This is a genomic window from Streptomyces capitiformicae (assembly GCF_002214185.1).
GTDB classification, from domain to species: Bacteria; Actinomycetota; Actinomycetes; order Streptomycetales; family Streptomycetaceae; genus Streptomyces; species Streptomyces capitiformicae.
The window spans coordinates 6688787-6707768 of record NZ_CP022161.1; the positions used below are offsets into that span (position 1 = coordinate 6688787).

Below are 18982 nucleotides of genomic sequence, written 5' to 3' on the forward strand. Positions count from 1 at the left end.
GTCGCGGGCGGGCCTCACGGCTTGCGCGCGACCCCGCCCACTGCGATCACCTCGCCCGACGTCCCTGACGACGGGTCGGGCCGCCAGTCGTTCAGCGGGACGACCCCTGGCTCCAGCAGCTCCAACCCGGTGAAGAATCCGGCGAGTTGCTCCGGGCTCCGCAGGTGGTAGGGGACCGCGCCGCTCTCGTTGTACTGGCGTGTGGCCTCGGCGTTGGCCTTGTTCGTGTCCACGCTGTCGTTGAACGCGAAGTAACTCCCCGAGGGGAAAGCCGACATGAGCGTGCCGACGATGGCCAGCGCCTCGTCGTAGTCGGCGATGTGCCCGCTGACCTGCATCATCGTCAGCGCGACCGGCCGGGTGAGGTCCAGGGTCCGCGCCGCCTCCCGCAGCACGGTCTCCGGGTCGTGCAGATCGGAGTCGATGTAGTCGGTCGCGCCCTCGGGCGTGCTCGTGAGCAGGGCCCGCGCGTGGGTCAGCACCAGCGGGTCGTTGTCGACGTAGACGATCCGCGCGTCGGGGGCCACCCGCTGGGCGATCTCGTGCGTGTTGTCGGCGGTCGGCAGTCCGGTGCCGATGTCGAGGAACTGACGTATCCCGGCCTCACCGGCGAGGAATCGGACCGCCCTGCCGAGGAAGGCCCGGGAGTCACGGGCCAGGTCGGTGACCCCGGGGAACACCGCGCGGAACGCGTCGCCCGCCTCGTGGTCGACCGGGTAGTTGTCCTTGCCGCCCAGCCAGTAGTTCCAGATACGGGCCGAGTGCGGGACCGATGTGTCGATCCTGCCGATCCAATCCGTCTCCGGGGTCAACGAGTCCTGCGCCACCGAGTGGCCTCCTTGTGAGGAACGGTTGTGTGCCACTGGCATGGTGCCGCCCCGCCCGGGACGGCACCACATCCTTGGCTCATTCACTCACACGGATCACCCTCAGCCGGGGCGAGTTGAGGATGTCCTGCTCACAGAAGCGGGACGTCACCCATTGCTCCTCCGAGAACAGCCGCGTCTGGTCGCGATAGTGCGGCGAGTTCGGGTTCGAGGACTGCGAGTACGTCAGCAGCGTCCGGGCCACCGGGCAGCGGCTGTCGTCCCAGCCGACCGCCTGGAGGTGGCTGGAGCCGAACGGCACCTCGGTGTAGCCGCCGCTTGCCGCGTTCCACGTCGGCTCGATCACGTTCCACACACCGAGCCTTCCCGCGCCACCCGGTATCGGGACGCGCTCGCCGCCGCGGACCACGAACTGGTGGTCGCCGAGCTTCGCGTCCAGCGGAATGCCCGCGGCCCGCAGTTCCGTCACCGTGTCGGCGAGAGCCGTGGCGAAACCCGGTACCTCCGGGTTGAACGTGTTCGGGGTGCGGACCGGGTCCGCCGCCGAGAACGGCACCTTCCACAGCTGCGGCGAGGACGGCAGCTTCCGCCAGAACCGGTCGAACAGAAGCGCACCCCGACTGTCGGTGTCCATGGCGCGGTCCCAGGCCCCGATCACCCCGCAGGCATCCGAGACGTCGACGGCCTTGCCGTCGCTGCCCGTCGCGGTACCGCCGGGCAGCGCGGCGCACGCCCGGGCCACGTCCTCGGCCGCGAGATCACCCGCCGGCACCCGGTTCGCGAACTGCTGCCCCTGCAGGTCCCGTACGGTCAGATCGCCCCGCTCGGCCATCGCCGCCACGTCCTTGAGCCCGCCTCGGGTGCGCAACCCGGCCTGGGTGCCGTACGTGCCGAAGATCCGCTCGTAGCCGGTGATCGGCGACTCGGCGTTGGCCAGCCACGCCGATTCGTTGGAGTTCTCCACGTACGGGGTGTCCTTGAGCTTCGGCATCCGGGCGGGGCCGAAGATGCCCGGCCGCACGGCGTCCGTGTCACGGCCGAGGGCGCAGTCGCCGCGTGAGCCGTCGAGGACCGCGACACCGGACGCCGGATACGTGGTCCTGCCGAGCGCCGTCGAGCAGCGTTCCGCCAGTTCGTCGGTGATCCGGGGCAGCACCTGCGACTGGGTGAAGAGGGTGTGCCCCGCACGGTCGGCGGCGAGGGTGTTCACCCAGGGGACGCCCTGATGCTCGGCGAGGGAGTCGAGGACGTCGTCCGTGCTCCGCGCCTCTCCGAAGCCGAGGGAGGTGTCGGCGAAGCGCAGATTCGTGGCGTTGGGGTCGTGGAGGGCGTACGCCGTCGTGGTGGTCCACGGCAGCGGGGCCTGCGCGCCCAGCGCGTTGACCACCGGACCGTAGCGGGTCCGCCACTGGGTGCGGGTCACCGGGGCGCCGTCCTTGACCGCGACGGTCACGGTCCGCTTGGTCATCTTCTCCGGCTTGCCGTCGACCAGGTAGGCCGTCGGGTCGGCCGGATCCAGGGTCAGCTGGTGGAAGTTGGCCGGGACGCCGGTGGAGACGGTGTGGCTCCACGCCACATGGGAGTTGAAGCCTATGGAGATCGCGGGCGTGCCGAGCAGGGAACCGCCGGAGACGTCGAGCCGGCCGGGGATCGTCTGCTGCGACTGCCAGAAGCGGCGCCCGCCCTGCCACGGGTAGTGCGGGTTGCCGAGCAGCAGTCCTCGCCCGTTGGCGGTCGTGTCACCGCGGAAGGCGACCGCGTTCGAACCCATGTCGCCGGTGCCCCACAGGTCGTCCGCCGCTCCGGTGACGGCCGTCGCGTCGGCGGCGCGCGAGGCGGGCGAGCCGGAGCCGGTGACCCCGGTCGGCGGCTGCGCGGTCGTGATCGCGTCCACGAAACGCCCTTCACCGGCGATCGCGGCGATGGCGAGGCCACGGGCGGCCACATCGAGTTCGGTGACCGGCGTGACCCAGGAGGCGTCCTTGCAAGCGGGGTCGGTGATCTGGTTCTGCTTCAGCCAGGCGTTGTAGCCCGCCGCCCAGCCGCGCATCATCTCCCGGGCCTTCCGGCTCGGGCCCACGGGAGCGGGCTCGGCGAGCAGCTTCTCCACCGTGCGGGTCTCCCGGACGCCACGGAAGTACAGGTCGCTGCTGAGGTTGCCGCGCGCCGACGACAGGGAGAAATCGGTGATGCCCTCGGCGCCGAACCAGCGGGAGCGTTCCCCGCGCAGCGTCACGAACCCGTCGGCGAGCACACACACCTGGTCGGCCGCCTGCGCCCAGCCGGCGCCGAAACCGAGGTTCGCGTAGTCCTTCGCGACGATATGCGGAATGCCGTACTCGGTGTACCGGATCACGGCGGACAGACCACCGTGGGACGGGTGTTGTCCACTGGCTCGGTCGCCGTCCGCGGCGGTGGCCGACGGCAGCACGGTCGAGGCGGTGAACAGGGCTACGGCCGAGACGACGAGCTGTCTCAGGCGGGTACGCATGGTGCCTCCCGACATCATCGAGGGAAGTGACGGTTGAGCCCGTCAGGGCGTTTGTGCGTAGTCCATGTGTGCGTTGATCTTCACTCTGACTGACTCGCTCCCCGGGGGCCGAAGTTGAGCACGTTCGCGCCATGCGCACCGGATTCCGGTCATGTGCGCGGTGCGCTTGACCCTGGTCGAGCGGCGGAACGAGGATCACGCCGGGACCGATGGACGAAAGGGCTGATCATGACGGCTGGCCGCAGTGTGACGGTCGACGGAAGTCTGCGGCGCAGCGCACGGCGGACCCCCGCCCGCGTCGCGATCCACTACGGTGAACGCTCCTGGACCTACGCCGAGTTGGAGGACGCCGTCTCCCGCGCCGCCCGCGCCCTGCGCGACACCGGCCTGCGACCCGGCGACAGGGTCGGCGCCTACGGCCACAACTCGGACGCCTACCTGATCGCCTTCCTGGCCTGCGCCCGCGCCGGCCTGGTGCACGTCCCGGTCAACCAGAACCTCACGGGCGACGACCTGTCGTACATCCTCGACCAGTCCGGCAGCACCCTGGTCCTGACCGACCCCGACCTCGCCGGCAACCTCCCCGAGGGCCTGCGCACCCTCCCGCTCCGGGACGCCGACGACTCACTGCTCGCCCGACTCGCCACCACGGAGCCGTACGACGGCGAGGAGCCCAGGGCCGAGGACCTCGTCCAACTCCTCTACACCTCAGGCACTACCGCGCTCCCCAAGGGCGCGATGATGACGCACCGCGCGCTGGTGCACGAGTACCTCAGCGCGATCTCCGCCCTGGACCTCTCGGCCGGCGACCGGCCCGTGCACTCCCTTCCGCTCTACCACTCGGCACAGATGCACGTCTTCCTGGTGCCGTACCTCGCGGTCGGTGCCACCAACACCATCCTCGACGCCCCCGACGGCGACCGGATCCTCGACCTGATCGAGGCGGGCGACGCGGACAGCCTCTTCGCCCCGCCCACCGTGTGGATCGCGCTGTCCAACCGCCCCGACTTCGAGACCCGGGACCTCAGCGGTCTGCGCAAGGCGTACTACGGGGCGTCGATCATGCCGGTACCCGTCCTGGAGCGGCTCAGGGAACGCCTGCCGAAGCTCGCCTTCCACAACTGCTTCGGCCAGAGCGAGATCGGCCCCCTGTCCATGGTCCTCGGCCCCCACGAGCACAAGGGCCGCATGGATTCCTGCGGACGACCCGTCATGTTCGTGGAGGCCAAAGTCGTCGACGAGAAGGGCGAGGACGTACCCGACGGCACGCCCGGCGAGATCGTCTACCAGTCCCCGCAACTCTGCGAGGGCTACTGGGAGAAGCCCGAGGAGACCGCCGAGGCCTTCCGCGACGGCTGGTTCCACTCCGGCGACCTCGCCGTACGCGACGCCCACGGCTTCTTCACCATCGTCGACCGCGTCAAGGACGTCATCAACTCCGGTGGCGTCCTCATCGCCTCCCGCCAGGTCGAGGACGCCCTCTACACCCACGGCAGGGTCGCCGAGGTCGCCGTGATCGGCCTGCCCGACGAGAAGTGGATCGAGGCGGTGACCGCCGTCGTCGTCCCCCGCGGCGAAGTCACCGAGGCCGAACTGATCACCCACGCCCGCGAGAACCTCACCCACTTCAAGGCGCCGAAGAAGGTCCTCTTCGTGGACGAACTCCCGCGCAACGCGAGCGGCAAGATCCTGAAGCGGGAGCTGCGGGACCGGTTCGCGGAGGCCTGACTCCGGCAGCCGCTCTGTCCTCGGCACAGTGACGAGGACCGACGGCGCCCGCGGACTCCACGCCTCACGATGCCCGTCCTGCTGATCGGCGGCGGCCCCGCCGGCCCGATCCCCGGTCCGAACTCGCCGCGGTCAGGGGACGTCCGCCGCGACCGCCACCGACCGTGCCCAGCGGTAGTCCGCCTTGCCGCTGGGGGAGCGCTGGATGGTGTCGGTGAGGACGAGCTGGCGGGGGATCTTGTAGCCGGCGAGGCGGGTGCGGCAGTGGGTCTGGATGTCCTCCAGGCTCGGGCGGGCCGCGCCCTCGCGCAGCTGCACCACGGCCGCGACATGGCTGCCCCACTTCGGGTCCGGTACCCCCGCGACCAGCGCGTCGTACACGTCGGGGTGGGCCTTGAGGGCCTGCTCGACCTCCTCGGGGTACACCTTCTCGCCGCCGGTGTTGATGCACTGCGAGCCCCGGCCGAGAACCGTGACGACGCCCTCCTCGTCGACGGTCGCCATGTCGCCGAGGAGCACCCAGCGCTCGCCGTTCTTCTCGAAGAAGGTCTCGGCCGTTTTCTCCGGGTCGTTGTAGTAGCCGAGCGGGACATGGCCGCGCTGGGCGACCCGGCCCGGTGCACCGACGGGGACGGGCTCGTACGTGGCCGGGTCCACGACCTGCGTACCGGAGTGGACGCGGATCCGGAAGCCGTCGCCCGCGCCCGCGTCCTGTGTCGCCGTGCCGTTGAAACCGGACTCCGAGGAGCCGAAGTTGTTGAGGAGCATCGCGTTCGGCACCAGGGCCTGGAACTGCTGCCGGACCGTCTCCGACATGATCGCGCCGGACGACGACACACTGAACAGCGACGAGCAGTCCGTACCCTTCATCGGGCCGTTCAGCGCGTCGATGAGCGGCCGCAGCATCGCGTCGCCCACCAGGGACACACTGGTGACCTTCTCCCTCTCGATCGTCCGCAGCGCCTCCTCGGCCACGAACTTACGGTGGATCACAACCCGTTGGCCGAAGTTGAAGCCGATGAACGCCGTGAGCGTGGACGTGCCGTGCATCAGCGGAGCGGTGGGGAAGAACGTGATCCCGTCCCCGCCGGTGGCGACCCGCTGGGCCAGCTCCTCCGGCGCCTTCACCGGCTCCCCGGTCGGGGCACCGCCCCCCAACCCCGAGAAGAACAAGTCCTCCTGACGCCACATCACACCCTTGGGCATGCCCGTCGTGCCGCCGGTGTAGATGATGAACTGGTCGTCCGCCGAGCGCGCCGGGAAACCCCGCTCGGTGTTCCGGGAGATCTCCGCGAAGTCGGTGACCCCCTTCAGCTCCGGGGCGTCCACCGGCGGTGCGCCCACCCGTAGCAGCTGCCGCAGCTTCTCCGTCCTCGGCAGCGCCGCCGCCACCCGCCCGGTGAACTCCGCGTCGAAGACGAGCCCCACCAGATCCGCGTCCCGGTAGAGGTAGACCAACTCCTCTTCCACGTAGCGGTAGTTGACATTGACCGGTACGAGTCGCGCCTTGAGGCAGCCCAGCGCCGTCTGGAGGTACTCCACGCAGTTGTAGAGATGCAGGCCGACATGGTCACCGGGCTGGAGCCCGCTGTCGAGCAGATGGTGGCCGACGCGGTTCGCCTCCGCGTCCAACTCGGCATAGGTCAGCCGGCGTTCCGCGCCCGTCCCTGGGATGTCGAGGTACACGAGCGCCGCACGCTCCGGGACCACGTCCACGACCGACTCGAACAGGTCCGCAAGGTTGTACTCCACCGCACTCCTCCTGACCCGGGCGTGCCTCGCATTCGTCGCTTGGCGGTCATCAGAGCAAAGGGCGCCGCAGGTGTGAAGGGTTCGCGCACAAGAAATCTGACTGTCTGTCAGAAAACTCTTGTCCTGGCACCTCGCCTCCTGCAACCTGTTCTCGTTCCGGAGACTGGAGGATGACGATGGTTGGTACGGAACACCTCACCGTGCGGCGCGAAGGCGCCACCCTGGTGCTCACACTCAACCGGCCCGAGGCCAAGAACGCACTCTCGCTGCCGATGCTCGTCGGCCTCTACGACGGCTGGGTCGAGGCCGACGAGGACGACGCGGTCCGCTCGATCGTCCTCACCGGGGCCGGGGGTGCCTTCTGCGCCGGGATGGACCTCAAGGCGCTGGCCGGCGACAAGGGGATGGTCGGCCAGGAGTACCGCGACCGTCTCAAGGCCGACCCCGACCTGCACTGGAAAGCGATGCTTCGCCACCACCGGCCGCGCAAGCCGGTGATCGCCGCGGTCGAGGGGTACTGCGTCGCGGGCGGCACGGAGATTCTCCAGGGCACCGACATCCGGGTCGCGGGCGAGTCGGCCACGTTCGGGCTCTTCGAGGTGCGCCGGGGGCTGTTCCCGATCGGCGGTTCCACGGTCCGGCTTCAGCGCCAGATCCCGCGTACGCATGCGCTGGAGATGCTGCTCACGGGGCGGCCGTACGCGGCGCATGAGGCCGCGGGGGTTGGGCTGATCGGGCATGTCGTGCCCGACGGCACCGCCCTGCCCAAGGCGTTGGAGATTGCCGAGCAGATCAATGCGTGTGGGCCGCTGGCCGTTGAAGCGGTGAAGGCGTCGGTGTACGAGACCGCGGAGATGAGTGAGGCGGATGGGTTGGCCGCAGAGTTGAAGCGGGGTTGGCCGATTTTTGACACGGATGACGCGAAGGAGGGGGCTCGGGCGTTTGCCGAGAAGCGGCCGCCTTTTTACAAGCGTTCGTAAGCCATGGAGTGGGTCGTGTTTCAGCTGCGGGTCGTCTGTGGCTGGTCGCGCCCACGCGGCGGAGCCGCATATCGATACAGCCCCGCGCCCCTGAGTAGGGCGCCTGGCGCCCCCATCTCAAGGAGGCGAGCCCCAATGTCCGCAACCCTCAAAGCGCCCCTCGTCGTCGAGTTTCCCTTCACCCGTTCCCTCGGCCCCGTCCAGAGCGCGTTCCTCACCGGGCTGCGCGAGCGCGTCGTCCTCGGTGTCCGTGCCGGTGACGGGCGGATCCTCGTCCCGCCCGTCGAGTACGACCCCGTCACCGCCGAGGAGATCCGTGAGCTCGTCGAGGTCGCCCCGACCGGCACGGTCACCACCTGGGCCTGGAACCACGCCCCCCGCCGGGGACAGCCGCTCGCCACCCCGTTCGCCTGGGTGCTGGTGAAGTTGGACGGTGCCGACACCGGCCTTCTGCACGTCCTCGATGCCTCGGGCCCCGACGCCGTACGCACCGGTATGCGTGTCCGCGTCCGCTGGGCGGAGGAACGCTCCGGCGCCATCACGGACATCGCCTGCTTCGAGCCGTACGACGGAGAGGCCGCCGAAGCGGAACCGGTCGGCCACAACGGGGAGTTCGACGATCCGATCTCCGGCATCGTCGCTCCCGCCCGGCTCGACTACACCTACTCGCCGGGCCGCGCGCAGACCGGATACATCAACGCCCTCGCCGAGCGCCGGGCCGTCGGTGAACGCTGTCCGGCCTGCCGGAAGGTGTACATCCCGCCTCGTGGCGCCTGCCCGACCTGTGGGGTGGCCACCGCCGAGCAGGTGGAGGTCGGGCCGCGCGGGACGGTCACCACGTTCTGCATCGTCAACATCAAAGCGAAGAACCTCGACATCGAAGTCCCGTACGTCTACGGGCACATCGCCCTCGACGGTGCCGACCTCGCCCTGCACGGCCGTATCGCGGGCATCCCCTACGACCAGGTCCGCATGGGGCTGCGCGTCGAACCGGTGTGGACGGAAGGTGCCCGCTACCCCGACCACTACCGGCCCACCGGGGAACCGGACGCCGAGTACGACACGTACAAGGAGCTGACGTGAACCGGGAGATCGCCGTCGTCGCCTTCGCCCAGACCGACCACCGCCGCACCAGCGAGGAGCTCTCCGAGGTGGAGATGCTGATGCCGGTACTGCACGAGGTCCTGGACCGGACCGGGCTCAAGACGTCCGACATCGACTTCACCTGCTCCGGGTCGAGCGACTACCTCGCCGGTCGCGCCTTCTCCTTCACCCTCGCCCTCGACGGTGTGGGCGCCTGGCCGCCGATCTCCGAGTCGCACGTCGAGATGGACGGGGCCTGGGCGCTGTACGAGGCGTGGGTGAAGCTCCGGACCGGGGACGCCGACACCGCGCTCGTGTACTCGTACGGCAAGTCCTCGCCCGGATCGGTCCGGGACGTGCTGACCCGGCAGCTCGACCCGTACTACCTGGCTCCGCTGTGGCCCGACTCCGTCGCCCTCGCCGCCCTTCAGGCCCAGGCGCTCATCGACGCGGGCCGCACGGACGAGCCGGCGCTCGCGGCGGTCGGGGCGCGGAGCCGTACGGCGGCCGCCTCCAACTCCCATGCACAGCTGAGGGGATCAGCGCCACAGGGGGATTACCTCGTACGACCGCTGCGTACCGGGGACTGCCCGCCCATCGGTGATGGCGCGGCCGCCGTGGTGCTCGCGGCGGGGGAGCGGGCCCGGGAGCTGTGCGCACGGCCCGCGTGGATCCGGGGCATCGACCACCGCATCGAGGCGCACGGCATCGGCGTACGCGATCTGACCGACTCGCCGTCGACCCGGCTCGCCGCCGAGCGGGCCGGAGTCTTCGAACGACCCGTGGACACCGCCGAGTTGCACGCGCCGTTCAGCTCCCAGGAGGTCATCCTGCGCGAGGTGCTGCGGCTGGACGACGACGTGGACGTCAACCCGTCGGGCGGCGCCCTGGCCGCCAACCCGGTCATGGCCGCCGGGCTCATCCGGCTCGGTGAGGCGGCCGCACGCATCCACCGGGGCGAGTCCGACCGGGCCCTCGCCCACGCCACCTCCGGGCCCTGTCTGCAACAGAACCTGGTCGCCGTACTCGAAGGGGATCCGCGATGAGCAAGGAGCCCGTGGCCGTCGTAGGCGTCGGCCAGACCAAGCACGTCGCGGCCCGGCGGGACGTGTCGATCGCCGGGCTCGTCCGTGAGGCCGCTCAACGGGCGTTGGAAGACGCCGAGTTGACGTGGGCCGACATCGAGGCCGTCGTCATCGGCAAGGCGCCCGACTTCTTCGAGGGCGTGATGATGCCCGAGCTGTACCTCGCCGACGCGCTCGGCGCGGTGGGCAAGCCGATGATGCGGGTGCACACGGCGGGCTCGGTCGGCGGATCGACCGCGCTGGTCGCGGCGAGTCTCGTCGCGGCCCGGGTGCACGGCACCGTGCTGACCCTCGCCTTCGAGAAACAGTCCGAGTCGAACGCCATGTGGGGCCTGTCCCTGCCGATCCCGTTCCAGCAGCCGCTGCTGGCCGGCGCGGGCGGCTTCTTCGCCCCGCACGTACGGGCGTACATGCGGCGCAGCGGCGCCCCCGACACCGTCGGCTCCCTGGTGGCGTACAAGAACCGCCGCAACGCGCTGAAGAACCCCTACGCGCACCTCCACGAGCACGACATCACGCTGGAGAAGGTCCAGGCCTCGCCCATGCTGTGGGATCCGATCCGTTACTCGGAGACCTGCCCGTCCTCCGACGGGGCGGTCGCGATGGTCCTCACCGACCGGGCGGGGGCGGCCCGTGCGCCCCGGTCTGCCGCGTGGATGCACGGCGGGGCGATGCGCAGTGAGCCGACGCTGTTCGCGGGCAAGGACAGCGTGTCGCCGCGCGCGGGCCGGGACTGTGCCGCGGACGTCTACCGCCAGGCGGGCATCACGGACCCGCGCCGCGAGATCGACGCGGTCGAGATGTACGTGCCGTTCTCCTGGTACGAGCCGATGTGGCTGGAAAACCTCGGCTTCGCCGCCGAAGGAGAGGGCTGGAAACTCACCGAGTCCGGTGTCACCGAGCTGGACGGGGATCTTCCGGTCGACATGTCCGGCGGAGTGCTGTCCACCAACCCCATTGGGGCCTCCGGCATGATCCGCTTCGCCGAAGCCGCGCTCCAGGTGCGCGGCCAGGCGGGAGAACACCAGGTGGAAGGCGCCCGCCGGGTGCTCGGACACGCCTACGGCGGCGGATCGCAGTTCTTCTCGATGTGGCTCGTCGGGGCCGAGCCGCCAAGCTCCTGAACCTCCCCGTCACATGGCCTGTCGGCGGCGGTGACCGATCGCTAGTCTGGCGGGCGGACGACGAACCGGGAGGAGCACGGACGTGGCCGAGAGCACCATGGAGCAGCGATCGCTCGACGGCTGGCACAAGCCGGCGGAGCTGGACCTCAGCAACGCGGACTGGCGGTCCAGCAGCCAAGGCAGGGGAGACGTCCAGATCGCCTTTGTCGAGGGCTTCATCGCCATGCGCAACAGCGGCCGTCCCGAGAGCCCCTCGCTGATCTTCACCCCCGCCGAGTGGGGCGCCTTCGTATCCGGGGCCAGGGAGGGCGAGTTCGACCTGACCTGAGAGAGCGTGTGTCCCGTCGGTGGACGGCTGGAGCCGTCCGCCGACGGGGAGACGTCAGCGGAGGACCACCTCGCGCGGGCCGTTGTACGGCGCGAGCGACAGTACGGTCCTCGGGGTCCGCAGCCCCTCGTGACCCGCGAACAGCTCGCGCATCTCGGCGAACGGCACCTCGTCACCCACCACCGGCGACACCTGGTCGTACAGCTCGCGGACCGGGTTCGTGAGTTCCTGGCCGGCCTCGGTCTCGGTCTCGGTGCCCCAGATGTCCCACAGCAGTGTCTCGACCTTGTTCAGGGCCGCGAGGTCGAGCCGTACGTTCCCCGCGACGAACCACTCGCCGAACATCGGCCCTTCCTCCGGCGGGTGCAGGCCGAAGGCCCGGGGGTCTGCCTCGCCCGCCCGGATGGCCTGCCAGGCCTTGCCCGCGACGAGGAAACGGTCGCGCGGCACATCCATCGGATCGAAGTCGATCTTCCAGGCGTCGACGATCAACGGCTCGGTGAGCTGAGCGTCGGCGAACAGCCAGCCCCGCGCGGGATCCCAGTACTCGGTGACCACATGGTCGCAGTGGAAACCGTTGTTGCCGAAATACGTCGCGAAGCCGGACCGCAGCCGGGCGGGCACGCCGATGTGGCGCAGCAGCGAGCAGTGCAGCAGCGCGAAATCACGGCAGACACCGACGAAACGGTCCTCGGGTGCGCGGCGCCGCGACAGCGGTGCGTCGTTCCGCTCGACCACGATCCGCAGGATGTCGTCGAGGTAGCGCGTCTCGGCGTCGTTGTGCAGCCGGTCCTGCGGAGTGGCGTAGCCGAACGTCGCGCCCTCGCCCCGATGGATCATCAGATCCCGTGCGACACGCGCGAGTTGGGCGGGATCGCTCGGCAGATCCGCGTAGAGCGGGGCGAGGTCGCCCGGATCGGCGAACGCGCTCTGCGTGGAGTAGAACGCGGCGACGTCCGGTGCGAGGTGTGCGGGTGGCATGACGGAACCCCCAGAGAGAATCGGCCACACGTTCGATTAGTGGGCCGGTTCGCTTCACCGTGCCAAAATTCACCGGCAATTGTCCACAATTCCGCGTGCCGGAATTTCCTGGGTAATTGCTCGGTGATTCCATTTAATGGATGGAGGCTCCCTTATCATTAGCGCCATGGAGTACTCGATCAGCGCGGACGCGCGGCTCGCCCTGGACCTCGCCCTGACCGTCCGCCACGATGGCCACGGCGGCGTCGCCGACGACCTGACCGACCCCGCCGGGCTCGCCACCTGGGTCCGGGCCCACACGGACATCCTGGCGGAGGCGGCCCACTTCACCGCCGACGAGGCCACTCTCACCGCCGTACGCGAGCTCCGCGCCGCCGTCCGGTCCCTGTTCGCCCGTGCCGTCAGCCCCGGCGAGCCCAGCCCCGCCGACGCCACCCGACTGCTCCCCGTCCCCGAAGCCCTGACACGCCTCAACGAAGCAGCCGCCCTCGCCCCGACCGTCCCCGTGCTGTCCTGGAGCCCAGCCTCCGGACCCGTCGTGCACCACGCGCCCGCGACCGCCGCAGCCCCGCTCACCGCCGCCCTCGCCCGTGCCGCCATCGCCTTCCTCGCGAGCCCCGAACGGCAACGCCTACGCGCCTGCCACGCACCACGCTGCGTCCGCTACTTCCTCAAGGAACACCCCCGCCAGGAGTGGTGCAAACCTTCCTGCGGCAACCGAGCCCGAGTAGCCCGCCACCACGCCCGCCACAAAGAGATCGCGAGCTCATAGCCAAGGGAAGCGTTGCCCAACCAAGGGGCGCGGGGCTGTGCTGATGTGCGGCTCCGCCGCGTGGGCGCGATCAGCCACAGACCACCCGCACCCAAAAAACGGTCTTCGCCAACCCCGACGCTCCCTCGGCCCCACCGCCGGACGGCACCCCGTACCATTGCGGCATGTCCTTCCTCCGCCGCCGTAGCGCCACCCCTGCCGGCCCCGATTTCGACGTACTGGCCATGGACCCGGGCGACTGGCCGGGCAATCTCGGCGCGGGCCTGCTGCCCGCCCCCGACGGCAGCTGCCAGGGCGTCTTCCTGCGCTACGACCTGTACGGCGGCCGCGGCCCCGCGATGATCATCGGCAACCTCCCGGAAGGCTCCCCGGCGCGCGAGGTCACCGAGGGCGAGATCCCCTTCGAGGTGGCCCAGCTGCTGCTGGCGCTGGAGAACGAGGAGGACATCACCGTCGTCGGGTCCGAGGACATGCCGGTGATGCAGGGCGACAACCTCCTGATCGTCCGCCGCCTCAAGCTCTCCGAGTCGCGGATCTCCTGCGTCCAGTTCGACCGCAGCGACAAGGTCCTGGTGACCATCGCCGCCTGGGACCGCCCCATCACCGACGACCTCTACGCGCTGCTCAAGCCGCTTCCGGCGGAGCTGTTCCAGCAGGGCTGAGGAAAAGCGAGGACGAAAGACGGAAGGGCCGGGTGCGAAACCCGGCCCTTCCGTCTTTCGTCCGCTCGTCGTCCTCACGCGGCCGGCAGCACCCGTACGTCCGCCGCCCGCACGAACGCCACCCGGTGGCCGAACTGGATCTCGTAGTAGAGGTCCTTCCCGACCACGACCTTGTGCGAGGCCGTGTCGAAGGAGACGGCGTAGTAGTACTCGCCCGGCAGCACGTCACCGGCGACGTACCTCTGACCCTTCAGGAGCTTGTACGGCAGCGGGGACACCGCCTGGGCGGGCACCCCTGCGGGGTACGCCTCCTTCTCCGGGTAGGCCCGGCCGTACACCGGGATCCCGGTCAGCCCGTTCCTGGGCGTCACGACCGGACCGGCCGCGCCGACCGCCGTCGGCCGAGCCTCGGGGTTCTGGAACCAGGCCTTCTGCCCCAGGTACCAGATCGCCGTCCAGTCACCGCGGCGCTCGGCGACCGCGTACTGCTGGCCGGTGGAGACCCGCGAACCGAGGTCGTTCACACCGATCGTCGAGGCGCTGCCGTCCGGCCGCAGCCCGATGTCCTTGATCAGAGGAGAGGTCACGTCGGGCCCGCTGTACAGCCGTACCGCGCTGGAACCGTGCACCGCGCAAGGCTGACCTGTGCCGGCGCAACCCGTGAACTCGGGCCTGTTGTCAGGATAGTTGGGCAGGATGGTGACCATGCCGCTGTTCTTGTCCGCCGTCGGCCCGAACGGCTTGCCCAGCAGCTCGAAGTAGTGCTGCCAGTCCCAGTACGGGCCCGGATCGGTGTGCATGCCCGGGATCGTCGGCGTCGTCGGGCCCGGCACGGTGTCGTGGCCCAGGATGTGCTGACGGTCGAGCGGAATGCGGTACTTCCCGGCGAGATACTTCACCAGCCGCGCCGACGTCCGGTACATCGCCTCCGTGTACCAGGCGTCCGGCGAGGCGAGGAAGCCCTCGTGCTCCAGACCGATCGACTTCGCGTTGACGTACCAGTTGCCGGCGTGCCAGCCCACGTCCTTGTTCTTCACATGCTGGGCGATGTGCCCGTCCGTGGAGCGCAGCGAATAGTGCCACGAGACATAGGTCGGGTCCTGGACCAGCTTCAACGTGGTGTCCCAGGTGGCCTCGGTGTCGTGGACCACGATGTAGCGGATGGCCTGGGACTTCGGCCGGTCGGCCAGGTCGTGGTTGCCGTAGTCCTTGTCGCCGAACTCCTCGTACGGCGCCGGGATCCACTCGCAGGACACCGTCGTCGGGCACTCCGTGGCACCCGCCGCCGGCGCGCGGAGCCCGGCCCGGGACAGCTGCGCGGTGTCGGGCCGCAGCCCGGGCTCCGGGGAGAGCGTCACCCGCTCACCGGCATCCGTGACGCGCTCGGCGCCGGCCCGGATCACCGCGAACACCTCGTCCGCGTACGCCGCCGCCGTCGCCCGGTCGTCGGCGCCGGAGAAGAGCGCCACCGCCCCGTACCAGTCCGCCGGATCGGCGCTCGACCGCTCGCCCAGCTCCCGCTGCGCGGCCGCCAGCAGCGCGGCACCGCCCGCCACATTGGCCTCGGCGTCGGAGCGCAGCGTCCGTGCCGGGAGCCCGGTCAGTTTTGCGGCTCTCACCAACGTCCGCAGCCGGGGCGGCAGTTCGGAGTCCTCGGGCAGGTCCGCCTCGGGGATCAGCGGGGCCCTGGAGTCGTCGCCGCGGGCGTCCTCCGTGCCCTCGCTGTGGTGCGGGGCCTCAGCCAGGGCCGTCGCCGCGTCGGTCAGGTGCATCGGGCCGTAGCCGCCGGTGACACTGGGCGCTCCGTCGTGCGCGTCCCAGCGGGACTGGAGGTAGGAGACGCCGAGCAGAACACTGCGCGGTACGTCGTACGCGGCGGACGCGGCCGCGAACGCGTGCTGCAGACCGGCCGAGGAGGGGCGGGCTTCGGGCGGGGCCGCGCCCAACAGAGGGAACAGCAACACAGCCGATACGGCAGCCGCTGTGCGGGCGCGTCCGGGGTGAGGGGTGGGCCTGCGGTCGGTGGGGGATCCTCGCAAGGCGGCCTCCTGGAACGGTAGGGCGTTGGCGGGGCGTGCGGGACCGAACGCGCACCAGTGCTGTCGAGTGCTGTCGGTCGGCCGACGATCCGTCAATCATGCCCGGCAGAGCCGCTTTACCCGGCCAATGACGCCGGCCAAAGACGAAGGTCCGCGGCGCGCCCGTGTCCAGGGGCACACCGCGGACCTCCCTTTCCCCTCAGCGAGTACCGACCGCCGCCCGTACGGCCTTGCGGGCCATCTGGCAGTCGTCGTGCAGCCGCCTCAGCAGCAGCCGCTGTTCCTCGCCGGACGGCGCAGCAGCCGGGTGGGCCGGGCCCGGTGCCGCCGGGGTCGCGTCGTGCATCGAACGCTGCACGGCCGTCTCGTAGGTACGGATCTCACGGGTCAGTACGAGCATCAGGTTCACCAGGAAGGCGTCACGCGAGGCCGGGCCCGCCGACTGCGCCAGCTGACTGATCTGCCGCCGCGCCACCGGGGCGTCCCCGAGCACCGCCCACAGCGTCGCCAGGTCGTACCCCGGCAGATACCACCCCGCGTGTTCCCAGTCCACCAGCACTGGACCGGCCGGTGAGAGCAGGACGTTCGACAGCAGGGCGTCGCCGTGGCAGAACTGGCCCATGCCCTGACGGCCCGAGGCGTGCGCGATGCCGTGCAGAAGCTTCTGCAGATCGCCCAGGTCCCGGTCGGTCAGCAGACCCAGCTCATGGAAACGGGAGATCCGCTCCGCGTAGTCCAGCGGGGCGGCGAACATCCCCGCCGGAGGCCGCCACGCGTTGAGCCGACAGATCGCTCCGAGCGCCGCCCGGATGTCGGCGCGCGGCGGCGCCTCCACCGGATGCCGCTGCAGGGCGGCCACCCGGCCCGGCATCCGCTCGATGACCAAGGTGCAGTTGTCCGGGTCCGCCGCGATCAGTCTCGGCGCCCGCACGGGTGGGCGGTGCCGGACGAACGAGCGGTATGCGGCTATTTCATGCCTGATCCGCTCCTCCCAGATGGGGGAGTGGTCCAGTAAACACTTGGCGACGGCCGTGCTGCGCCCTGTCGTTCCGACGAGCAGCACCGAGCGGCCGCTTCGGCGCAGCACCTGGACCGGAGCGAACTCCGGGCAGATGCGATGCACCGAAGCGATCGCCGTGCGCAGCTGCGCGCCCTGAGGGCCGGACAAGTCGAGTCTCCCGCTGAGCGGTTGGGTGCCGAGCCCCGGAACGCGCCTGCGGCCGGCGCCGAGTACGGGAGCCGACGTACGCGTGGGGTCGAGGTAGGGGCCGCCGCTGCCCGGCTGACGGGGGGTGGTGAGCGGCCGGGGCGGGGCGGACACGGAGGACGATGCTGCGTACGACGATGCTGCGTACATGGGGGAATACAGATCCCTTCGTGTGCCTGCGATGTGACGCGCTACCCGGCCCGGCCGTCCAGATGCACCCTGGGGAGTGCATGTGTCTGTCGGGCGGGCGACCGGGCCGGGGTGGCGCTTTCCTACCTGACAACGGAGGGGCAGTGGCACACCATGTAGCGCACCCTGGCGAAGCCTGGCGAATAGTCCCCGAGCAACTGACAGCGGGCTACATTCAACTCAGCCGAGAACCCTGGGGGCTTGACGTGAGCGGACAACCCAACACCCGACTCTCAGACCTGTTCGGCCTGGCCGGCTGGTCGAAGGGAGAGCTCGCGAGGCTGGTCAACCGGCAGGCGGCGGCCATGGGCCACCCCCAGCTGGCGACCGACACCTCACGGGTACGGCGTTGGATCGACATGGGAGAGATCCCGCGCGATCCCGTGCCGCGGGTGCTGGCGGCGCTGTTCACCGAGCGTCTCGGCCGTGTCGTGACCATCGAGGACCTCGGTCTGGTGCGGCACGGGCGTCCGGGGAAGCGACAGGGCCGCGGGAGTGTGGAACACCCCGACGGCGTGCCGTGGACGCCCGAACGAACAGCCGCGGTCCTCACCGAATTCACGGGAATGGACCTCATGCTCAACCGACGCGGTTTGGTGGGCGCGGGTGCCGCGCTCACCGCGGGATCCGTACTCAGCAGCGCCATGCACGACTGGCTGCACACCGATCCGGCACTGAAGGACGACGCTCCTGTTATCGACAACCCCCTGCACGCCGACCCGGCCGGGTACGAGCGCTACGAGGCCGCACCCATCGGCTCGCAGGAGGTCGAGGAACTGGAGCGCTCGGTCGAGGTGTTCCGGGCCTGGGACGCCGCCCGCGGCGGCGGGCTGCAGCGCAAGGCGGTCGTGGGCCAGCTCAACGAGGTGGGGGGCATGCTCTCCTACCGCCACTCCGACCATCTCCAGCGGCGCCTGTGGGGCGTCGCGGCCGACCTCGCGGTCCTCGCGGGCTGGATGTCGCACGACGTCGGCCTGGAAGCCACCGCCCAGAAGTACTTCGTCATCGCCGCCCACGCCGCCAGGGAGGGCGGCGACCGGCCGCGCGCCGGCGAGGCCCTCTCCCGGGCGGCCCGTCAACTGGTCCACCTGGGTAAGCCCGACGAGGCGCTCGACCTCATGAAGCTCGCCCAGTCCGGCTCCGGCGACCAGGTGCTGCCGCGCACCAAGGCCATGCTCTACACAGTCGAGGCGTGGGCGCATGCCTCCATGGGCAAGGGCCAGGCCATGCGGCGCACCCTCGGCCAGGCGGAGGACCTGTTCGTCTCCGACCGCACGGACGAGGCCCTGCCGAGCTGGATGTCGACGTTCAAGGAAGAGGACCTGTACGGCATGCAGGCCCTGTCCTACCGCACCCTCGCGGAGCACGATCCGAGCGTGGCAAGGCACAGCCAGCACTATGCGGAGAAGGCCCTCGCGCTGCGCGTCGACGGCCGGCAGCGGTCGAAGATCTTCGACTATCTGTCCATGGCGTCGGCGTGCTTCATCGACGGCGATCCCGAACAGGGGGACCGCTACGCCCGTGACGCCCTCAAGGCGATGGGGACCAACTCCTCCCACCGCACCTGGGACCGCCTTGGCCAGATGTACGAGCTGACCGGTGCGTACGCCGACCATCCGAAGATCCGGGAACTGCGGGAGGAGATCAAGCTCGCCCTGCCCAAGGGCACGGTGAAGAACAAAGGCGACATCGCGTCGGCGTAGGGGAGCATCACGTCGGCGCCGGGACCAGGAA

At 70.2% G+C, this 18982-nt stretch carries 15 protein-coding genes; 9 read left to right on the forward strand and 6 right to left on the reverse strand.

From position 1 onward, the window contains the following. Nucleotides 1-14: 14 nt before the first annotated feature. Nucleotides 15-827 carry an SAM-dependent methyltransferase gene (locus CES90_RS29755; RefSeq protein ID WP_229914295.1) on the reverse strand — a complete coding sequence of 271 codons (813 nt, stop codon included), beginning with the start codon at nt 825-827 and terminating at the stop codon, nt 15-17. A 79-nt stretch (nt 828-906) separates the two neighbouring features. Then, on the reverse strand, nt 907-3318 hold the full coding sequence (locus CES90_RS29760) for a penicillin acylase family protein (RefSeq protein ID WP_189786926.1): 2412 nt from the start codon (nt 3316-3318) through the stop codon (nt 907-909). 228 nt (nt 3319-3546) lie between these two features. Between CES90_RS29760 and CES90_RS29765 the strand changes: the two genes are divergently transcribed. Further along, nucleotides 3547-5046, forward strand: coding sequence for an acyl-CoA synthetase (locus CES90_RS29765; protein ID WP_189786927.1), 1500 nt, complete (start codon nt 3547-3549; stop codon nt 5044-5046). 132 nt (nt 5047-5178) lie between these two features. Here CES90_RS29765 and CES90_RS29770 read toward each other — a convergent pair whose 3' ends face one another. Continuing rightward, nucleotides 5179-6798: an acyl-CoA synthetase gene (locus CES90_RS29770; protein WP_189786928.1), complete on the reverse strand. Its 1620-nt coding sequence runs from the start codon at nt 6796-6798 to the stop codon at nt 5179-5181. A 176-nt stretch (nt 6799-6974) separates the two neighbouring features. Here CES90_RS29770 and CES90_RS29775 point away from each other — a divergent pair, with 176 nt between their 5' ends. The 5 genes from CES90_RS29775 to CES90_RS29795 all read left to right on the forward strand — a co-directional run bounded on the left by CES90_RS29775 (nt 6975) and on the right by CES90_RS29795 (nt 11398). After that, the gene (locus tag CES90_RS29775) at nt 6975-7778 is read left to right on the forward strand and encodes a crotonase/enoyl-CoA hydratase family protein (protein WP_189786929.1); all 804 of its coding nucleotides are present in this window, start codon (nt 6975-6977) and stop codon (nt 7776-7778) included. A 135-nt stretch (nt 7779-7913) separates the two neighbouring features. Then, nucleotides 7914-8861 (forward strand): Zn-ribbon domain-containing OB-fold protein, encoded by a 948-nt coding sequence (locus CES90_RS29780; RefSeq protein WP_189786930.1) that lies wholly within the window; start codon nt 7914-7916, stop codon nt 8859-8861. Beyond that, complete coding sequence (locus CES90_RS29785; protein WP_189786931.1) at nt 8858-9907, forward strand: thiolase domain-containing protein; 1050 nt, start codon at nt 8858-8860, stop codon at nt 9905-9907. Before CES90_RS29780 ends, CES90_RS29785 begins: the two co-directional genes overlap by 4 nt. Then, nucleotides 9904-11070 carry a thiolase domain-containing protein gene (locus CES90_RS29790; RefSeq protein WP_189786932.1) on the forward strand — a complete coding sequence of 389 codons (1167 nt, stop codon included), beginning with the start codon at nt 9904-9906 and terminating at the stop codon, nt 11068-11070. Before CES90_RS29785 ends, CES90_RS29790 begins: the two co-directional genes overlap by 4 nt. An 82-nt stretch (nt 11071-11152) precedes the next feature. Then, nucleotides 11153-11398, forward strand: a complete 246-nt coding sequence (locus CES90_RS29795) for a DUF397 domain-containing protein (RefSeq protein ID WP_189786933.1) — start codon at nt 11153-11155, stop codon at nt 11396-11398. Nucleotides 11399-11452: 54 nt separating this feature from the next. Here the strand turns inward: CES90_RS29795 and CES90_RS29800 are convergent, their stop codons facing one another. Further along, a complete protein-coding gene (locus tag CES90_RS29800; RefSeq protein ID WP_189786934.1) occupies nt 11453-12379 on the reverse strand; it encodes a transglutaminase-like domain-containing protein in 927 nt (308 codons plus the stop codon). A 166-nt stretch (nt 12380-12545) separates the two neighbouring features. Here CES90_RS29800 and CES90_RS29805 point away from each other — a divergent pair, with 166 nt between their 5' ends. Both CES90_RS29805 and CES90_RS29810 read left to right on the forward strand, forming a co-directional pair. Next, nucleotides 12546-13151 carry a CGNR zinc finger domain-containing protein gene (locus CES90_RS29805; protein WP_189786935.1) on the forward strand — a complete coding sequence of 202 codons (606 nt, stop codon included), beginning with the start codon at nt 12546-12548 and terminating at the stop codon, nt 13149-13151. A gap of 164 nt (nt 13152-13315) precedes the next feature. Further along, a complete protein-coding gene (locus tag CES90_RS29810; protein ID WP_189786936.1) occupies nt 13316-13813 on the forward strand; it encodes a hypothetical protein in 498 nt (165 codons plus the stop codon). A 74-nt stretch (nt 13814-13887) separates the two neighbouring features. Here CES90_RS29810 and CES90_RS29815 read toward each other — a convergent pair whose 3' ends face one another. Further along, nucleotides 13888-15852 (reverse strand): N-acetylmuramoyl-L-alanine amidase, encoded by a 1965-nt coding sequence (locus CES90_RS29815; RefSeq protein WP_189786937.1) that lies wholly within the window; start codon nt 15850-15852, stop codon nt 13888-13890. Between the two features lie 199 nt (nt 15853-16051). Next, nucleotides 16052-17209 (reverse strand): aminoglycoside phosphotransferase family protein, encoded by a 1158-nt coding sequence (locus CES90_RS29820; RefSeq protein ID WP_189786938.1) that lies wholly within the window; start codon nt 17207-17209, stop codon nt 16052-16054. A gap of 245 nt (nt 17210-17454) precedes the next feature. On the opposite strand from CES90_RS29820, the gene CES90_RS29825 reads away from it, so the two are divergent. Continuing rightward, nucleotides 17455-18951 (forward strand): DNA-binding protein NsdB, encoded by a 1497-nt coding sequence (locus CES90_RS29825; protein WP_189786939.1) that lies wholly within the window; start codon nt 17455-17457, stop codon nt 18949-18951. Nucleotides 18952-18982: the final 31 nt, after the last annotated feature.

Coding starts and splice junctions, on each gene's coding strand:
- CES90_RS29765 (WP_189786927.1), top strand. CDS start 3,547: ATGACGGCTGGCCGCAGTGTGACGGTCGACGGAAGTCTGCGGCGCAGC.
- CES90_RS29780 (WP_189786930.1), top strand. CDS start 7,914: ATGTCCGCAACCCTCAAAGCGCCCCTCGTCGTCGAGTTTCCCTTCACC.
- CES90_RS29805 (WP_189786935.1), top strand. CDS start 12,546: ATGGAGTACTCGATCAGCGCGGACGCGCGGCTCGCCCTGGACCTCGCC.
- CES90_RS29820 (WP_189786938.1), bottom strand. CDS start 17,209: ATGTACGCAGCATCGTCGTACGCAGCATCGTCCTCCGTGTCCGCCCCG.
- CES90_RS29760 (WP_189786926.1), bottom strand. CDS start 3,318: ATGCGTACCCGCCTGAGACAGCTCGTCGTCTCGGCCGTAGCCCTGTTC.
- CES90_RS29810 (WP_189786936.1), top strand. CDS start 13,316: ATGTCCTTCCTCCGCCGCCGTAGCGCCACCCCTGCCGGCCCCGATTTC.
- CES90_RS29800 (WP_189786934.1), bottom strand. CDS start 12,379: ATGCCACCCGCACACCTCGCACCGGACGTCGCCGCGTTCTACTCCACG.
- CES90_RS29790 (WP_189786932.1), top strand. CDS start 9,904: ATGAGCAAGGAGCCCGTGGCCGTCGTAGGCGTCGGCCAGACCAAGCAC.
- CES90_RS29775 (WP_189786929.1), top strand. CDS start 6,975: ATGGTTGGTACGGAACACCTCACCGTGCGGCGCGAAGGCGCCACCCTG.